The sequence below is a fragment of the Paenibacillus sp. FSL L8-0663 genome, assembly GCF_038008125.1.
Classification (GTDB): Bacteria; Bacillota; Bacilli; order Paenibacillales; family Paenibacillaceae; genus Paenibacillus; species Paenibacillus polymyxa_D.
Genome location: NZ_JBBOYM010000001.1, coordinates 5,080,130 through 5,096,235, shown reverse-complemented (window position 1 = coordinate 5,096,235; position 16,106 = coordinate 5,080,130). Strand labels below are relative to the sequence as shown.

At 38.8% G+C, this 16,106-nt stretch carries 15 protein-coding genes and 2 pseudogenes; 14 read left to right on the top strand and 3 right to left on the bottom strand.

The window, feature by feature from the left end; all coding sequences use genetic code 11:
• Positions 1-57: 57 nt before the first annotated feature.
• The 12 genes and pseudogenes from rfbF (at position 58) to galE (ending at position 11,968) form a co-directional block, all read left to right on the top strand.
• Entirely contained in the window at positions 58-849 is a 792-nt protein-coding gene (rfbF, locus tag MKY75_RS22550) for a glucose-1-phosphate cytidylyltransferase (RefSeq protein ID WP_340886585.1), read from the top strand.
• Between the two features lie 10 nt (positions 850-859).
• A complete protein-coding gene (locus MKY75_RS22545) occupies positions 860-1,567 on the top strand; it encodes a hypothetical protein (protein WP_340886583.1) in 708 nt (235 codons plus the stop codon).
• Between the two features lie 2 nt (positions 1,568-1,569).
• Positions 1,570-2,466, top strand: coding sequence for an NAD-dependent epimerase/dehydratase family protein (locus tag MKY75_RS22540; protein WP_340886582.1), 897 nt, complete (start codon positions 1,570-1,572; stop codon positions 2,464-2,466).
• A 157-nt stretch (positions 2,467-2,623) separates the two neighbouring features.
• Positions 2,624-3,196 (top strand): dTDP-4-dehydrorhamnose 3,5-epimerase, encoded by a 573-nt coding sequence (rfbC, locus tag MKY75_RS22535; protein ID WP_340886579.1) that lies wholly within the window; start codon positions 2,624-2,626, stop codon positions 3,194-3,196.
• A gap of 1 nt (position 3,197) precedes the next feature.
• Complete coding sequence (locus tag MKY75_RS22530) at positions 3,198-5,021, top strand: glycosyltransferase family 2 protein (protein ID WP_340886577.1); 1,824 nt, start codon at positions 3,198-3,200, stop codon at positions 5,019-5,021.
• Between the two features lie 16 nt (positions 5,022-5,037).
• Complete coding sequence (gene rfbG, locus MKY75_RS22525) at positions 5,038-6,150, top strand: CDP-glucose 4,6-dehydratase (protein ID WP_340887119.1); 1,113 nt, start codon at positions 5,038-5,040, stop codon at positions 6,148-6,150.
• A 336-nt stretch (positions 6,151-6,486) separates the two neighbouring features.
• The gene (locus MKY75_RS22520; RefSeq protein WP_340886575.1) at positions 6,487-6,876 is read left to right on the top strand and encodes a flagellar protein FlaG; all 390 of its coding nucleotides are present in this window, start codon (positions 6,487-6,489) and stop codon (positions 6,874-6,876) included.
• A gap of 12 nt (positions 6,877-6,888) precedes the next feature.
• A complete protein-coding gene (gene fliD, locus MKY75_RS22515; protein ID WP_340886573.1) occupies positions 6,889-8,391 on the top strand; it encodes a flagellar filament capping protein FliD in 1,503 nt (500 codons plus the stop codon).
• Positions 8,392-8,411: 20 nt separating this feature from the next.
• A complete protein-coding gene (gene fliS / locus MKY75_RS22510; RefSeq protein WP_165146241.1) occupies positions 8,412-8,804 on the top strand; it encodes a flagellar export chaperone FliS in 393 nt (130 codons plus the stop codon).
• 111 nt (positions 8,805-8,915) lie between these two features.
• Positions 8,916-9,146 carry a hypothetical protein gene (locus tag MKY75_RS22505; protein WP_340886571.1) on the top strand — a complete coding sequence of 77 codons (231 nt, stop codon included), beginning with the start codon at positions 8,916-8,918 and terminating at the stop codon, positions 9,144-9,146.
• A gap of 181 nt (positions 9,147-9,327) precedes the next feature.
• Complete coding sequence (locus tag MKY75_RS22500) at positions 9,328-10,806, top strand: hypothetical protein (RefSeq protein ID WP_340886569.1); 1,479 nt, start codon at positions 9,328-9,330, stop codon at positions 10,804-10,806.
• Positions 10,807-10,960: 154 nt separating this feature from the next.
• Positions 10,961-11,968, top strand: a pseudogene (gene galE, locus MKY75_RS22495) (UDP-glucose 4-epimerase GalE).
• A 135-nt stretch (positions 11,969-12,103) separates the two neighbouring features.
• Here the strand turns inward: galE and MKY75_RS22490 are convergent.
• Positions 12,104-12,256 (bottom strand): hypothetical protein, encoded by a 153-nt coding sequence (locus MKY75_RS22490; RefSeq protein ID WP_203055933.1) that lies wholly within the window; start codon positions 12,254-12,256, stop codon positions 12,104-12,106.
• Positions 12,257-12,529: 273 nt separating this feature from the next.
• Here MKY75_RS22490 and MKY75_RS22485 point away from each other — a divergent pair, with 273 nt between their 5' ends.
• Positions 12,530-12,727, top strand: a complete 198-nt coding sequence (locus tag MKY75_RS22485; RefSeq protein WP_013312263.1) for a cold shock domain-containing protein — start codon at positions 12,530-12,532, stop codon at positions 12,725-12,727.
• Positions 12,728-13,005: 278 nt separating this feature from the next.
• Here MKY75_RS22485 and MKY75_RS22480 read toward each other — a convergent pair whose 3' ends face one another.
• Both MKY75_RS22480 and MKY75_RS22475 read right to left on the bottom strand, forming a co-directional pair.
• The gene (locus tag MKY75_RS22480) at positions 13,006-14,157 is read right to left on the bottom strand and encodes a hypothetical protein (RefSeq protein WP_340886567.1); all 1,152 of its coding nucleotides are present in this window, start codon (positions 14,155-14,157) and stop codon (positions 13,006-13,008) included.
• Positions 14,158-14,163: 6 nt separating this feature from the next.
• Positions 14,164-14,984, bottom strand: a pseudogene (locus MKY75_RS22475) (DUF7507 domain-containing protein); the annotation flags it as partial.
• Between the two features lie 358 nt (positions 14,985-15,342).
• Between MKY75_RS22475 and hpf the strand changes: the two are divergent.
• Entirely contained in the window at positions 15,343-15,903 is a 561-nt protein-coding gene (gene hpf / locus MKY75_RS22470; RefSeq protein WP_013312261.1) for a ribosome hibernation-promoting factor, HPF/YfiA family, read from the top strand.
• Positions 15,904-16,106: the final 203 nt, after the last annotated feature.

Here is a 16,106-nt window from a genome sequence, read left to right as displayed (position 1 = left end):
ATATGTGATTTGGTGGGGTCGTTGTGTTTGAATATTCAGATAGGGAAGTGAATAGAGATGAAAGTTGTTATTTTGGCAGGGGGCAGAGGAACACGAATTAGCGAAGAATCCTATATAAGACCTAAGCCTATGATTGAAATCGGTGATGCGCCAATACTGTGGCATATCATGAAGACCTATTCTTATTATGGATATAATGAATTCATTATCTGCTTGGGTTATAAAGGTTATATTATTAAAGAGTATTTTGCCAATTATTATCGACATATGTCAGAAGCAATTACCTTTGACTTCTCCTCTGGCTCTGGAAACACTGTAGAAGTTCATCAAAATTCAGTGGAACCATGGAAAGTCACTTTGGTTGAAACGGGTTTAAATACAATGACTGGCAGTCGTATAAAGCGTATTGAACCTTATGTGGGGAACAATTCATTTATGCTCACCTATGGCGATGGTTTGGCAGATATTAATATTGGGAAGCTGGTAAAGTGCCATAAAGAAGGTGGCAAATTGGCTACGATTACTGGCGTACAACCAGATGGAAGATTTGGTCGACTTGAATTGGAGGGTGAGTCCGTTACAGGGTTTACTGAAAAAGTAAAAGGGGATGGAGGCTGGATTAATGGCGGGTTTATGGTCTGCCAGCCTCAAGTTTTCAATTATATACAAGATACTGAGAAAACAATTTTGGAGCAAGAACCTTTGCAAAACCTGGCACGTGATGGGGAATTGAACGTTTATAGACACCACAGCTTCTGGCAGCCTATGGATACTATACGTGAAAAGATTATCCTTGATGAGCTTTGGGAGAAACAGAAGGCCCCCTGGAAAGTATGGTCGGATTCATAAAACGTAATCTATGGAGTGGAATATGTTTAAAATAACTTTAAGCACAGATGATCTGCAAAATTATGTTTTTCAGCAGTTAAATAATTTTTATCCAGATAATCGTTTATTGAATAAAGATACATTATTCAAACAATCATTTAATCATGCGCTCGAACGTACGGAGTATTGCTTTCAGCATGTAGCCTTACAAGCATATCATCGCAAAGGGACTACATTTTTCTCTCATCTGCATTCAGATCAGTATACTTTGTTTTTATGGTTTTTATCCAACTCGGTATGGAAGAGATATGAAGATACTGAACTGGCATCCAAGCTTTTTAATCTAAACAAGACTTTAAATGGTGTATTATGCATGTATGATGCGGGGATGCCAAACATTTTTCTCATTGTACATGGTGGTGCTGTATTAGGCAAAGCATCCTACAGTGATTTTTTTGTGTGTTATCAAGGATCTACTGTAGGTGCCGTTAATGGAATCTATCCTAAGCTAGGAAAAGGAGTTATTTTGGCTCCTCAGTCATCGATTATCGGTGATTGTACTGTAGGGGACCTGGTTACAATTGGAAACCAGGCTTTGCTGAGAAATAAAGATCTGAAGAGTAGGTCGTTGTATTATCGTCATATCGATACTGGGCAACATTATGTTAAAAAGTCTAGCACATCTTGGGTGCAGTCGTTTTTCAATGTCCCAATCATACCGAATGGAGATGATCTCTAAAAGTGAAGACAGTCTTAATCAGTGGTGCAAGTGGTTATATAGGCCTTCACATAGCACAGTTACTAAGATCCAATAATTATAAAGTTATCACGGCCACACGGGACTCGGATGGAGATATTATGATGGATTTCTCAATTCCATCCAAGGTATCTGTCTTAAATTATCATGGTATTGATGCGATGATACACACGGTTTCACCAACTGAAGATCTTTACAGACATGATCCTTATCGTGCCTTATCAGAAAATGCAGCTGGAATACATGCAGCAATCGATTTCTGTAAGAATAATAACATTCGTGACTTTATATATCTCTCCAGTTTTCATGTTTTTGGCAAACAAAGTGGACTATTAAGAGAGGATTCCTATGTCACGCCAAGTAATGATTACGGACTTGCACATTATACAGCTGAACAAACTGCCAGAATGTTTGATCGTAACAAACAGATCAATGCATGGATAGTCCGTCCTTCTAATCTTTTTGGAGTCCCGGCAAATTTAGGGAAATTCAAGAGATGGAATTTGGTACCTTTTCTGTTTTGTAAGGAAGCAGTAGAGCAACAACGAATAACCCTTTTAACTCCAGGTAATCAGATTCGTAATTTTGTAGGCATTTCTGATGTGTGTAAAAAAATACTATGGACACTAGAGAAAAAACCGGTTGATCGTGTTATACATGCTTATGGAAAGGAAACTATGAGCATCTTACATTATGCAAATCTTGTTAAAAAAGTTGCTTTGGAAAAATTTAATCTTCCTGTACAGATCATTCGCCCAGAAGGAGATGACCAGGTCGTTCAATTCCAATTTACAAGTTTATATAACGATTTAGAAATTTTACCGGAAGATAATATAGAAATATTTGTGAATGAGATGCTGAAGGCCCTTCTTACGCATTGATATAAAGGAATACTCAAATATAATAGGTTGAATATCGATTTGGTTGAAGGTACGAATGGAAAACGTATTTTTGACTGGGTTAACTCACTGCAAAAGTTTGTTAACCACGAACAGACTTGTTATTAAATAGCTTGTGGCACATTATAGGGGGATATTGATGTTAATTCATTCTACACCTTTGAACCAAGCAGCAGTAATTGAACTAGAGCCTATTAAAGACAATCGGGGGTACTTTGCTAGAAGTTTTTGTAAAGAGACAATGATAAACTATGGGATTTCTTTTGAAATGACTCAATCTAACGTGACATTTAATCAGAATGCTGGGACTCTTAGAGGTATGCACTTTCAATTACCTCCTTATTGTGAAGATAAAATTGTTACTTGTTTTAATGGCGCAATCTATGACGTTATTATAGATCTAAATCGTGAAAGCTCTACGTTTGGAAAGTGGTATGGTCTAACGCTATCTGATAAAAATTGCTTATCTTTATATATACCCAAAGGATTTGCACATGGCTATAAAACAATGACAGATAATACAATAATCCACTATTTGATGAGTGAAAATCATACTCCTTCCCATGAGTCTGGGGTTCGTTGGAATGATCAAGTGTTTGGTATAAATTGGCCTGAGAGCGAGCGTTTAATTATTTCAAAGAAGGATGAAAGTTGGAAAGACTTCGATATGAATACCGATGGAGTTTCAGTTTCGTTACAAAAGGGAGAGTAAGATGGATAATTATACAGCTACTCAACTCCTTCAGTCTTTGCAAGCTGGACATGAAGGAATCAGGCATTTGGACAATTGTATTCAAAATGGTGAATTAAATATTTCGGATCTTGCAATACTGGATGATCTGTCAGATTTATTGAGTGTGGTGGAGAATTCGACTGCTACAGTATCTACTCCTAACCGTGTGAAGGAAATTAACGCTAATATTATGTTTTATATCAATGAGCTTAAAGAGAATGCAACTCATGATAATGTGGAACTATTTTTATATGATTTTCGCTTCCATTTTAGTTCATTGTATAGAATATTGGAGTTTGAGGTTGCCTATATTGCAGAGGACTTGGTTAGCAAACGAGATTATCCGCGGTTCTATCCGGAAATAGGAGTCGTGGATCATGATGATATTTCTGCAAGGGGTGCGAATTCACTCTGTAAAGTCAGTATCGTTTTATTAGCATACAATAACCTCGATTATACGAGAGATTGTGTGGAGAGCATTTTAATGAATACTAATAATGTAGATTATGAATTGATTTTAGTAGATAACGGATCTACAGATGGAACTAAAGAGTATTTTGATTCTATTCCAGGTGCGAAAGTTATCCATTTAAAATATAATATACATCTTGTTAAAGGATTCAACATGGGCCTGATGGCAGCAGAAGGGAAATACTCTGCTGCTGTATGTAACGACTTTATTTTTACTCCAAATTGGTTAGAAAACTTAATTATTTGCATTGAATCAGATGATCAAATCGGATTTGCCTCTCCAGGAGCAACCTCTATTTCTAACTTGCAGCAGATTTCTATTCCGTTTATATCCAAAGAAGATTTTCAAGAAAAAGCTAAAGAGTACAATGTAAGCGATCCCTCTAAATGGGAAGAACGGGTGGTATTACTACCTAACGTTTTATGTTGTCCAACAGCACTTCTAAACAGGATAGGATATTACGATACTCGCTTTTTCCGTGGTGAATTTCTGGATGATGATATAAGTTTTAGAATTAGACGTGCTGGTTATAAGCTCATATATTGTGGAGATACAGTAACGCATCATTACGGTAGTCTGACTACGGTAACTGACCATCAGACCAATTCTCTTGAAGAAGGTCGGGAAACATTCAAAGAAAGATATGGACTTGACGCTTGGATGGACGCGCGTATGAGTTCGACATACCTAGATATAGAGGCTAATCTTCTGTCCGGGGTGAATTCAATTCTAGGTATTGATGTAAAGTGCGGAGCTACTTTATTGCAAATAAAAAATCGCATTTGGTCAATACATGGAAATAAACCAAAATTATCTGTTTGTACTACTGAGCGGAAGTATGATGTGGATGTTAGTAGTATTGCAGAACAAGTATTTCCTCTTGATAGTTTAAGCCAGCTACCAGAAGTTATGAAAAAAAGTATTGACTTAGTATACATTGAAAAACCACTGGATTGTTATTCAGATAATCTGGAAACCATCTTTAATAGCCTTTCTCACACAATGAATGCTAATGGTAAGTTGGTCTTCACGGTTAACAACATTATTAGTATCGAGTCATTGTATGAAATGTTGAATTCGTCAAATTCAGTTCATAATCGTAAAATCTACATTCGAGATATGGTTTGTGCACAAGCAAGAATTAATGGTTTTGAACTTTATTCAATTGTGAATTATGCCCCACAACGTAATCCTGAGAGTGACCAAATGGTTGAGAACATAGCTCAGTTTTTGGGTAATGGAAGAGAAAATGAAGTGAATTACCTGAAGTCCTTATTGAATAGTACGTATGAAATATATCAAATGAGCTACATTGGAAATGAATCTATATGAAAGTAGAGAAGCTTGTATGAGGAAATCTGGTATTGTAAATCGCAACTTTTGGTTCGGAAAACGTATATTTCTTACTGGTCATACAGGATTCAAAGGAGGTTGGCTTAGCCTATGGCTTCATAGTATGGGTGCACATATTACAGGTTATTCTGTGGATATCCCCTCAACTCCATCTTTATTTGATTTAGGTAATATAGGGGATGTTCTGGTCGAGTCTATAACAGATGGGAATGTAACAGACTTTGAAAAGCTTAAACAATCCATGCAGAAGGCAAACCCTGAGATCATTATTCATATGGCAGCACAACCCCTGGTTAGAAGATCATATGAAAGTCCTGTCGACACATACGCCACAAATGTAATGGGTACAGTTAATGTAATGGAGGCTGCGCGTAGTTGTCCTTCGGTACGTGTTATATTAAATGTTACAACAGACAAATGTTATGAGAATCGGGAATGGCAGTGGGGGTATCGCGAAATTGATGCATTAGGTGGATATGATCCATATTCTAGCAGCAAAGCTTGCTCAGAGCTGGTTACCTCAGCCTATCGAAGCTCCTTTTTCCAATCTTCTAAAATAAAGGTAGCTACGGCGAGAGCTGGCAACGTGATCGGTGGAGGAGATTGGGCAGAAGATCGACTGATTCCTGATTTGATTAAGTCATTAAGGAATGAAGTCCAGATTCAAATACGAAATCCTGAAGCTATCCGACCTTGGCAACATGTGCTTGAACCATTATCAGGATATTTACTGCTTTGCCAAAATTTATATTTGGAGGGTAATGATTTTGCTCAAGCCTGGAATTTTGGACCACGGGATAATGACATCAGATCAGTTGAATGGGTTGTTAAACAAATGCTTAGCAAATGGCCTTATGAGCACCCAGGATATCAGGTGGTAAATCAAGACCTTAAACATGAAGCCAATATGCTTAAATTGGATCACTCCAAAGCACTTAATGAACTTAATTGGTCTCCAAAATGGGGTCTCGATAAAGCGTTAGATGCTACTGTCCAATGGTTTATCGATTATTTACGAGGTAGAGATGTAAAGGAACTGTGTGAACAACAGATTGCTCAATATGAAGCAGATTGTTTGGATGATTACAAAATATCAGTTTTAATATAAATGTCTTCTCTGAATGCTTTTTTTTCGAGTTGATGTCTATTCGTAATATGATTATTCGGATTATATGACAGAAATCCGTTTTCTGAACCTTGGAGTTGGCTGAGCGAAATGGCCATTACAGCCTGCCGTAGTTCACATATGCAAGAAAGGGATAACCCTCAAACGACCCGCTTGAGGGTTGTTCCTTTCTTGCATATCTATTAAAAATAAATCGGTTATAAGATTGCATTCCACTCGGCGCACAACGTATAAAGGTAATCAATTTTAACTATTCTATTCAAACTCATGCATTGCGAACCGATAAATATAATAAATAATCCCATCGGAGGTTGCAAGATGAATCTACAGTTTTCTCTTTCAACAAATGCGGTGAGTGGCAATACAAACGGGATAAGTCAACATAGCGATTCTGTAGCTCATCAGGACAGCCAACTAATACAAGCTGTGAAAAGTGGTTCAGAGTTAAGCAAGCTTGAAAGGCAGGGAGTTTCATTCTCCATGGGGGATGAGCAACTTATTAAGGCAATAGATAGAGCTGTTAAAGCTCTTCAAGGACCTACAACCACGTTAGAAATGAGTGTGCATGAAAAAACACACCAGATCTTGGTCAAAGTCCTCAATAAAGACACAGGGGAATTGATTCGAGAGATTCCTCCTGAAAAAACGCTTGATTTAGTAGCAAAGATGATGGAGATTGCAGGAATTCTCATAGATGAAAAAGTATAAGGAGGCAATTAGATGCGTATAAATGGTTTTTCAGGAATGGATATAGACAGTATGGTGACCTCTTTAATGACCGCGAAGAAGTCTCCATTAAACAAGCTGAATCAGCAGAAGCAGACATTAGAGTGGACGCGTGATAGTTACCGTGAATTAAATACTAAGATCGTTCAGTTTAGCGATAAGTTGCGCGATTTAATGACTAAGTCTGACAAAATGAACACTCAGAAATCGACGTTAACTGGTAATACAACGGCTATTAAAGCGGAAGCTAATGCTGATGCTAGCTCTACACCTATGTCTGTAGTCGTTAACAAGCTAGCAACAAAGTCCAATATGCAAACCTCTACAGGCCTACGTACTGCCGGAAGCAGTACGGCAGATGCTACTAAAAATACAACATTGGAGCAAATTGCAGGTGGCAGTGCGTCAGATACTTATGAGTTAAATATCAATGACAAAACAATCACTTTTCTTAAAACTGATACAATATCTGCAGTGATGACCCGTATCAATTCAGAAGGGGCGAACGTGACAGCAACCTTTGATGAAATCAGCGGCAAGTTCTCCATTACAGCTAAAGATTATGGGGATAGCAATAATATTAAATTAACAGGTGCAGATAAGCAGGTTAAAAGTAGTACGCTCATGGACTTATTCCAAATTAGTTCTACAGATGTAAAGGCGGCTGAAAAAGGGGAAGTTATAGTAACGAATACGGCGGATTCGAGTTCCAAAACTTATAATCCTGATAACAACTCCCTTGTCGTTAATGGAGTGTCACTGACTCTGTTAGAGACCACGGGAAGCACTGGACCGGCTAAAATTACAACCCAATCAGATCCAACAAAAGCTATGGAGACCATTAAATCTTTTGTGGATACTTATAATGACCTATTAAGTACATTTAATACGAAACTAAGTGAACAAAAGTATCGCGATTTTCCTCCACTGACAGCCGATCAAAGGAAAGACATGAAGGAAGATGAAATTAAGCAGTGGGAAGAAAAGGCGAAAAGTGGTCTTCTTAAAAACGATTCCATAGTAAGTTCTGCTGTGTCTTCTATGCGTATGGTTATTTCCAGTAAATTAGGCGATTTAAGTTCGGTTGGTATTACTACAGGTCAATATTTCGAAAATGGTAAATTACAAATTAATGAAGAGAAGCTGAAAGCTGCTTTGACGACAAATCCGGATAAGGTTATGAATATATTCAAAGGGTCGTCTGATGTTGTAAACAGCAAGCCTCTCTTTAGCGAATTAAGAAGTAAGCTTGATACTACGTTAGACATGTTTGTAAAAAAAGCAGGTACATCAAAATTCGATACAAATGCTAGTATGACCTTAAAGGCTGACAGTATAATGGGAAAGCAGCTTAAAAACTATAACAGCGATATTACAGAGATGACCAAAAAACTTGCTGATGCTGAAAAACGGTATTACAAGCAGTTTTCGGCTATGGAATCGGCTATGAACAAGTACCAGTCGCAGTCGTCCAGTTTGACAAGCTTTTTACAATAGTTTAGAAAAGGGTGATTCGTTTGATCTCATCTCCTTATGAAAAATATAAACAGTCTTCGGTGCAGACCTCTACCCCGGGGCAGCTCATTATTATGTTATATGATGGTGCCATTCGGTTCGTAAAGGCCGGTCTTGATGGAATATCATCCAATGATATTGCTAAAGCAAACATAAACCTGGGTAAAGCCCAAAGCATTATTAGTGAGTTAATGTCTACGTTAAACTACTCGTATGATATTTCCAAAAATTTATATGCTTTATATGAATATATGAACTATTTATTGATTCAAACCAATATCAAGAAAAAGATTGAGTCAGGTGAGGAAGTTCTGGGTTACCTGCAAGAATTGCGTGAAACTTGGATTGCAGTGAACAAGCTAACGGCAGGTATGTCATTGTCAACGGAACAGTAAGCTATGATAAATGACGCTTTATCTCAATTAGAGCAATTAACCCAACAATTCATACTTCGACTGAATGAGACAAATTACGAGGAAGTTGAGATTTTTGTCGAAGTTCGTCAGATGAAGGTGGATAAACTGCTGAGTGTCTTGAAAAATACGCCTATGACAGCGGAGCAAAAACAGAAATTAGAGTCTATTCTAAGCCACGATGCAATAATTGATCAGCACATGCAATCGCTGAAACAGGAAGCCCAAAATTGGCTTGTCCAGCGAAATATGGCCAAATCGCAACGTAATGCTTATGAATCTAACTATACGCCTGATAGCTTTCTGATGGATCGTAGGAAATAAATGTTAAAAGCTCTCTCCCAACATTGTTGTACGGTGTGGTGAGAGCTTTTTAATATTTGTGAAAGTATCTAATGTAAAAAAATGTAGAGAGAATGTAAATCCTAATTTGATAATCTGGGAAGATTAGAGGATATGATGAATATTAAACCAGCAGAGCAAAAAAAGGAGCTAGCTATTTACAATGTTGAATGATTCCAAAATATTATTTGAATTAGAAAGATTAGTATTAGACACTGGACTGTGTATGCTAAAAACTCAAAAAATTATGAGAGAGGGCGTATTTGACGATCAAGTTATATCAACTATAAATATTTTGATTGATGGTATTGTGACAATAGACAAATTATTACGTTCCCCTTCATGTGTGTACATTTTTGATGAAGTAAATGAACTATTCAATGAAGTCGGGAGTATGTTTGAAGAGCTTGTCTTAACATATGAAACTAATAATTCGGATAAAATTGTAACTCTTTATAGTGATTGCTTAGTTCCTAAGTACTTTGAGTTTAGAAATAATCTCAGTAATTATATAGACAAAGCCACAGGAACACAGAGCATTGTAATCAGTGGTATTAATCTCATTTCAATGAACATTAATAAACTAATTGATGCTTCAAAAGCTAGAATAGTAGCATTTATCTCTGATGAACCAGAATATTACGGAGAGTTTATTGAAAATATAGCTGTTGTAAACTCACAAGAAGTTGAGAATATTATTGTTAATTTTCTAATTATAACTGATAATTATTTTTACTCTAAGGCTACAACAATTATAGATTTGAAAAAATTTGTAGAGAGTTCGTATGATTTTGAAACTTATAGAGCCTATAAATCTTTTATTTCCTATAAGCATGATGATAATACAGTAAATGGTTTTGTTACAGGGCTTTCTTATGCAGAAGTAGGAATAGATATAAATGAATTAGAGCCTTATAATGCTGTGAATTTAGCTGTCTCAAGTCAAGATTTATACTATGATCTTCAATGGGTAAAATCTTTTGTAGAAGAGCAAAATGCTGATTTTGCATTTGTAGGTCTGAGTTACTATAGCTTTGAATACGATTTATCTAAAAGCAGCATGAGAGATAGAATGAAAATTTATTCCTCGTTTCTAGAACAAGAGACCGAAAGAATATCACCTGAAACTGAGTTGTTTAAACAAGTTGCTAATAAAGTTTTTAAATACAATTTTATAGAAATACTCTATGACATCCTTAAGGTTGTAGGCGAATCATGGTGGGATAATTATGTCAGTCGGATAATGGAGAAAAATGACAAGGTAAAAGGGGAAGATATCGCCTTTAAGGATTGTTCCAAAAATTACCCAAGTACTGTTTTGAAAAATATAGAAATATTAAGAGAGATAATCTCACGATTGCAAAGCAAGAATATTAAACCTATTTTAGTGGTATGTCCAACCAGTAAGTATTATTACAATTTTTTCTCTTCACGTATAAAGAAAGATTTCAAAGAGAATATAAAGAAAATTATGGATGACTTCAAAGTAGATCTTATAGATTTATTTGAATCCGACAGCTTTGACGACAATGACTTTTATGATGTATCACATCTAAATAAAGAGGGATCCAAAAAGTTCACTTTAATATTAAAAAGATATTTAAATAATGTTTTCGAGGGAATAAAAGCTGAAAGCAGTTGAATATAATTGCAAGATATTCTCGGAAGAACACCGCTTTACCGAGGCCATAATAAATCATACCAATGAACTTTTGAAAGGGTTGCTTAATGACCTCACTTCTGAACGAATATGGGTTTCATCAAATCGCAAAATCTTCTTGGAGGGGAATCATCTTATGAAGATATTACTAACTGGAGGGAATGGGTACATAGGAACCCATATTTGTGTAGAGTTAATTAAAGAAGGGTATGAAGTGATCATATTAGACGATTTATCGAGAAGTCATTTTGTATCCTTCAATAATTTGTGCGAATTAGTTGAGGAAAAGTAAAGTTTCATCAGGTAAACTTATTGAATTTAAACGATATCGACTCTGTATTTAGAGAAAACGATATTGAGGCTGTTGTGCATTTAGCCGGATATAAATCTGTAGCCGAATCTAATCGTAACTCTCTTAGGTATTATCATAACAATATGGTTGGAACCATTAATTTATGCGAAATAATGCAGAAGTATAAAGTGAAAAAAATGCTATTCAGCTCTTCTGCAACAGTGTATCGCCCTAGTAAAGAAGGAATATTTTCCGAGAACTCTCCTACAGGGAGTCCTAATCCGTATGGTCGCACTAAATTAATGATAGAACAGATGCTCCATGATCTCTATTTGTCAAATAATGAATGGAGTATAGCGCTACTAAGATATTTCAATCCGGTTGGAGCCCATCCCAGTGGAAAGCTGGGTGAAATTCCACGGGGGGTTCCTAATAATTTAGTGCCATACATCATCAAGGTATTACTGAAAGAATTACCATTTATAAATATATTTAGTAATTATTACGAGACAAGAGATGGGACAGGAATTAGAGACTATGTTCATGTAGTTGATCTTGCATTAGGACATGTGTCTGCCCTGAAAAAAATAAGCTCAATGACTGGTATTGAGACGTATAATCTGGGTACCGGTAAAGGCTATAGTGTACTGGAAATTACATGCATTTGAAGAGTTAACAAACAAGCGCATTCCGTATAGGTTTGTTGATAGAAGACCAGGTGATGTTGCTGTAAGTTATGCTAACCCTGCAAAAGCTAATGAAGAATTAAACTGGATTGCCCAACGAGGCATTGAAGAAATGTGCGTAGATACCTGGCACTGGGAGATGAACAGGCTTGGAGTCCAAGCCTAGTTGTTGAGAGAAAATTGTATTTGCTGAGGTCGTGAATGAGGAGTTTGGAATATGTCTTTAACCTGATGAATAACAGTTCATGGATGCTTCTAGAATAGAAGTGCGGTTTAGTAAATCATTTTTAGAATTCTTTGCTTATTGGGGACATGCAAACATAGCCCCCCGTTCAAAATCCAGATGGAGATGCCAAGCTTGATCCAGGTTGTCAAACTCAATATGCGTGAGTTTCCATGGTTCTTCCAGTTGCAACGCCACTTTGAACATATCCATGATTAAATAAATGTTCATTGCTACTTACTGAGGTCCACATCGTCAATCCGCTCCTATTAACGTATTACTGAGCAGTATTGACTATTTTTTTCTAGGATTCAGACTTTCAACCATTAAGTATAGCGACGAAGCTACTTTTAGTTATTGACTATTTACCCATTGTATTATATATGGAATAACTATACATGAAAACATTATCAATTCCAATTGACAATGGATAACTTTGGGTGGTATAGTCGGAAATGTGGGCGAGAGCTTCACTTCATTTGATGACGAAGGGAATGTTAGTGCATGCAAGGTAAAGTAAAATGGTTTAACGCAGAAAAAGGTTATGGTTTCATTGAAACATCTGACGGCGGCGACGTATTTGTACATTTTTCCGCAATTCAAACAGAAGGCTTCAAAACACTTGAAGAAGGACAAGACGTGGAGTTCGACATTGTCGAAGGCGCACGTGGACCACAAGCCGCTAACGTAACCAAATTATAATCATCCCCGGCATAGCCGACCTACATAATTGGTAAGATGGTTAGCAATGGATAACGCGCTAGCAACTGCCCTGGAATATACTCCAGGGCTTTTTTATGTTATCTAATTACATAAAAAAGCCCCTTACCCAGTGGTAAGGAGCTTAACACAATAGAACATTTACTCTAGAGAACCGTCAAAGTCAGCCATCTCCACAAAAATGGTATTGGAGGAGGCAGATTGTTTCTCTACGCTTCCGTCTGGATAACGGAATTGATAGCGCAGGATAACCTGGGCGATCAGATACGCGCGGAGCGCAGATTCGATGTCGAAAGAGAATACGATGGAACTGCTTTGTGGTTTGGATCAAGCCGACCTAACGGAATACCTTGGAGCAGGTTAGGATGCGGAAGTGGCACAGAATTCACGGTGACCGTTCGTAGCAAAAGGAAATCTTCGGCTGCAAATGGTGCAGTGAGCAAGAGCTCTTCCAGTGGGGTGTTTCCGATGTTTTCCACATGGACGGTAAAGGACAGGGTATCTTCTTGGCCGACACGCAAAGCGCTGGAGCTAAGCGTAGGTTTAGGGATGGCTGCAATAACGGTCACGCCGACGGTGTTGGTCTGGGAGGTTTCCTGAATGGTCTCTCTTCCACTACGACGTGAGGTATATTCGATGGTGGCCTGGTTGCTGAATGTTCCATCTGCAGGTGCTTCACGGATTTGTGCCTGTAATGTAAGGGTGAGCATCTCCCCTGGTGCAATATCCGGGAGCGTGATACCTGCAGCGAGATTAGCGCCTGGCTGTGCTTTTTCTTGAATAGTCAGGCTGTTGGGTACATAAATGAGTCCATGCGGCAACGGGTCTGTGAACAGCGGATACTGAGCTGGGATTCCTCCTTTGTTAGTAATCTGTATGGTGAAGGTGAGTGTTTCGCCTACAGAGGCATCCGTGGTACTCACCTTTTTAACTAATTCGAGCAGTGGGAATACAACTGGGATCGTAACGGTATTGGTATTCAATGTCCCCGATACGACTCTTCCTCCAGGTAACGTAAACGAGTAGGCAAAGGCAGCTTGATTTACGATGTAGCCGGATGGAGGCGTCTCTAATACGGTCACTTGATAAGTCAGTGTCAATGACTGTCCGGGTTCCACAGACCCAAGGCTAACACCGACAGTAGGATCGGTTCCTGACAGTGATTGACCGTTCAACTGTATGCTGTCAGGAATCAATAGAGTCCCGGCAGGAATGAAATTTTGCAGTGTAACTTCGGATGTTACGTTGCCAAAGTTGTTGAGCAGTACCGTATAAGCAAGGCTTTCTCCTGCGATGGCCTCCGTATTTTCCGTAGAGATACTTGCGGCAAGCTGTGGATCAAAAACAGTTATAGTCACGGTGTTGCTGGTAACCTCGCTCGCACCGTCACTGCCAGCATATTGACGGAGCATTGATATCAAAATGTACCGTCGTCTCCGTTTATTTGAGAAGCGAAAAAATTAGTTGAAAAATTATTAGGCCCAGACAGCGCAGTCAAACTGGATGTGGTAGGTCCAAACAACGCACGGTCACCAGTGATGTCCACGTCACCCTCTTGGGCGCTAATCAGCGCCCTTCCACGCAAAGTCCCCTGTATAGGCGTGGCAAAGCCACTCACCACCACATTGACCGAGCCTGTAGCGGTACTGACCCCTTCACCACCAACACGTAGCGACAGGTTACGGAAGGGCAGAGATGGGTTGTTGTACACCACAGCCAGCGTCCAGCCGGCATGGTTGGTGTTGGTGGAATCGGGAACCGTGATGGTGCCCGTCACATTTCCGACCGTGTATGCCCCTGCACCGCCTTGAATGACCAGATTTGTGACATTCGCTGTTCTCACATAGGTACTGAGACTGGTGACGTTGACTGATGTTGCAGATTCAGGGCTGACCGTAGTAGATAAAGCAGGTGTCTGAAATGTGACCGGGTTGCTGGCGCTGGACAATACATTGGTACTGCCGTTGGCATAACTTCCTCCCCAAATAAGCTCAGCATACAGCACCGTACTGCCCGCAGGGAGCACAAGGAATGCTGTCGATGAGTTACTGGTAAAGACAGAAGTCGTACCGAATGGATACGTGCCGAATCGAGAGGCTGTATTGGTTGTGATGAACGCGCCAATGCTGGTCGTCGTTCCTGGCACTCCTACCGAATTAGAGCGTGCCAGCCCAAGTGTATTCCCTATAAAGGTGACAGCCCCCGTCTGGTTCGTTACGTAACGCTGAATAAAAGCCATGGATTAGCTTCCTACTTTCCATCTCTTCCAAATCCGTTATCTTGGGATCTCCGTATAGGGAAGAGCCAGCTAGGCTGGGTGTAATAATCCTTTCGTATAAATTGTCTGGATTGTAACCAGGCCTTGCATACCGCACAAGTCCATGTACCTGTCCAGCGGGGAATATTTATATATGCACTCATTATTCACATATGTATGCAAATCAATTTTAAACATATCTGTTTTCAAAGAATGACGTTATCGGAAGTGTTTTAGCGAAAAAAGAAGAATTTTGTAAAATAGCTTCGAAATGTTGGTCTCTTTTTTTACTTGGCGTTAACAAATGTGCTATACTGGAGGAGCAAAGGAGGCGTGCCCTATGAACTTAACAGTACGAGGTCAACAGATCGAGGTTACCGACGCTTTGAAGGACTACGTTGATAAGAAATTCAGCAGACTTGAAAAGTATTTCGATGCACCCCCGACGTCTGATGGAAGTGTAACGTTAAGCACAACCAGAGATTTGCACACTGTAGAAGTAACCATTCCTTTGCCGGGGCTTGTACTCCGTGCCGAAGACGAGAGCGATGACATGTATGCATCCATTGATGCCGTAGTAGACAAGCTTGAACGGCAAATTCGCAAGCACAAAACCAAGCTAAACCGAAAATTCCGTCAGGAAGGTAGTTTGAAAACCCTTTTTGTGGAAGATCCGGCAGGTGGCGTGGCTGTTGCTGAAGATGAGGATGTAGAACTGGATGAGCTGGAAGTCGTCCGCACCAAGCGTTTCTTATTGAAACCTATGGATGTGGAAGAAGCCATTCTTCAAATGAACATGGTTGGACATAATTTCTTTGTATTTTCCAATATAGACAACGAAGAAGTTAACGTAGTTTACAAGCGCAATGATGGTAAATACGGTCTGATCGAACGGGAATAGCCTGTAAGTAGGAACTTTTTACATTTTAAAATGAATAGAACGATTTCGATTGAAGCATGCTTCATGGATATTAGGAAAATGAAAACAACACGAGCCTTATCCTTGCGAACCTGGCGGGATAGGGCTCTTTTATATGTTTTTTTTGTAAATATAAGGAAATTTTAACTTGGATAAGTGTAACGAAGTTGTGTATTTCGTGCGTC

Bases quoted from the DNA above. Each gene is read 5' to 3' on its own strand.
- MKY75_RS22500 (WP_340886569.1), top strand. From the start codon at position 9,328: ATGTTGAATGATTCCAAAATATTATTTGAATTAGAAAGATTAGTATTA.
- rfbF (WP_340886585.1), top strand. From the start codon at position 58: ATGAAAGTTGTTATTTTGGCAGGGGGCAGAGGAACACGAATTAGCGAA.
- rfbG (WP_340887119.1), top strand. From the start codon at position 5,038: ATGAGGAAATCTGGTATTGTAAATCGCAACTTTTGGTTCGGAAAACGT.
- MKY75_RS22480 (WP_340886567.1), bottom strand. From the start codon at position 14,157: ATGCTCCGTCAATATGCTGGCAGTGACGGTGCGAGCGAGGTTACCAGC.
- hpf (WP_013312261.1), top strand. From the start codon at position 15,343: ATGAACTTAACAGTACGAGGTCAACAGATCGAGGTTACCGACGCTTTG.
- MKY75_RS22530 (WP_340886577.1), top strand. From the start codon at position 3,198: ATGGATAATTATACAGCTACTCAACTCCTTCAGTCTTTGCAAGCTGGA.
- fliD (WP_340886573.1), top strand. From the start codon at position 6,889: ATGCGTATAAATGGTTTTTCAGGAATGGATATAGACAGTATGGTGACC.
- MKY75_RS22490 (WP_203055933.1), bottom strand. From the start codon at position 12,256: ATGAACATTTATTTAATCATGGATATGTTCAAAGTGGCGTTGCAACTG.
- MKY75_RS22520 (WP_340886575.1), top strand. From the start codon at position 6,487: ATGAATCTACAGTTTTCTCTTTCAACAAATGCGGTGAGTGGCAATACA.
- rfbC (WP_340886579.1), top strand. From the start codon at position 2,624: ATGTTAATTCATTCTACACCTTTGAACCAAGCAGCAGTAATTGAACTA.
- MKY75_RS22485 (WP_013312263.1), top strand. From the start codon at position 12,530: ATGCAAGGTAAAGTAAAATGGTTTAACGCAGAAAAAGGTTATGGTTTC.
- MKY75_RS22505 (WP_340886571.1), top strand. From the start codon at position 8,916: ATGAAGGTGGATAAACTGCTGAGTGTCTTGAAAAATACGCCTATGACA.
- MKY75_RS22545 (WP_340886583.1), top strand. From the start codon at position 860: ATGGAGTGGAATATGTTTAAAATAACTTTAAGCACAGATGATCTGCAA.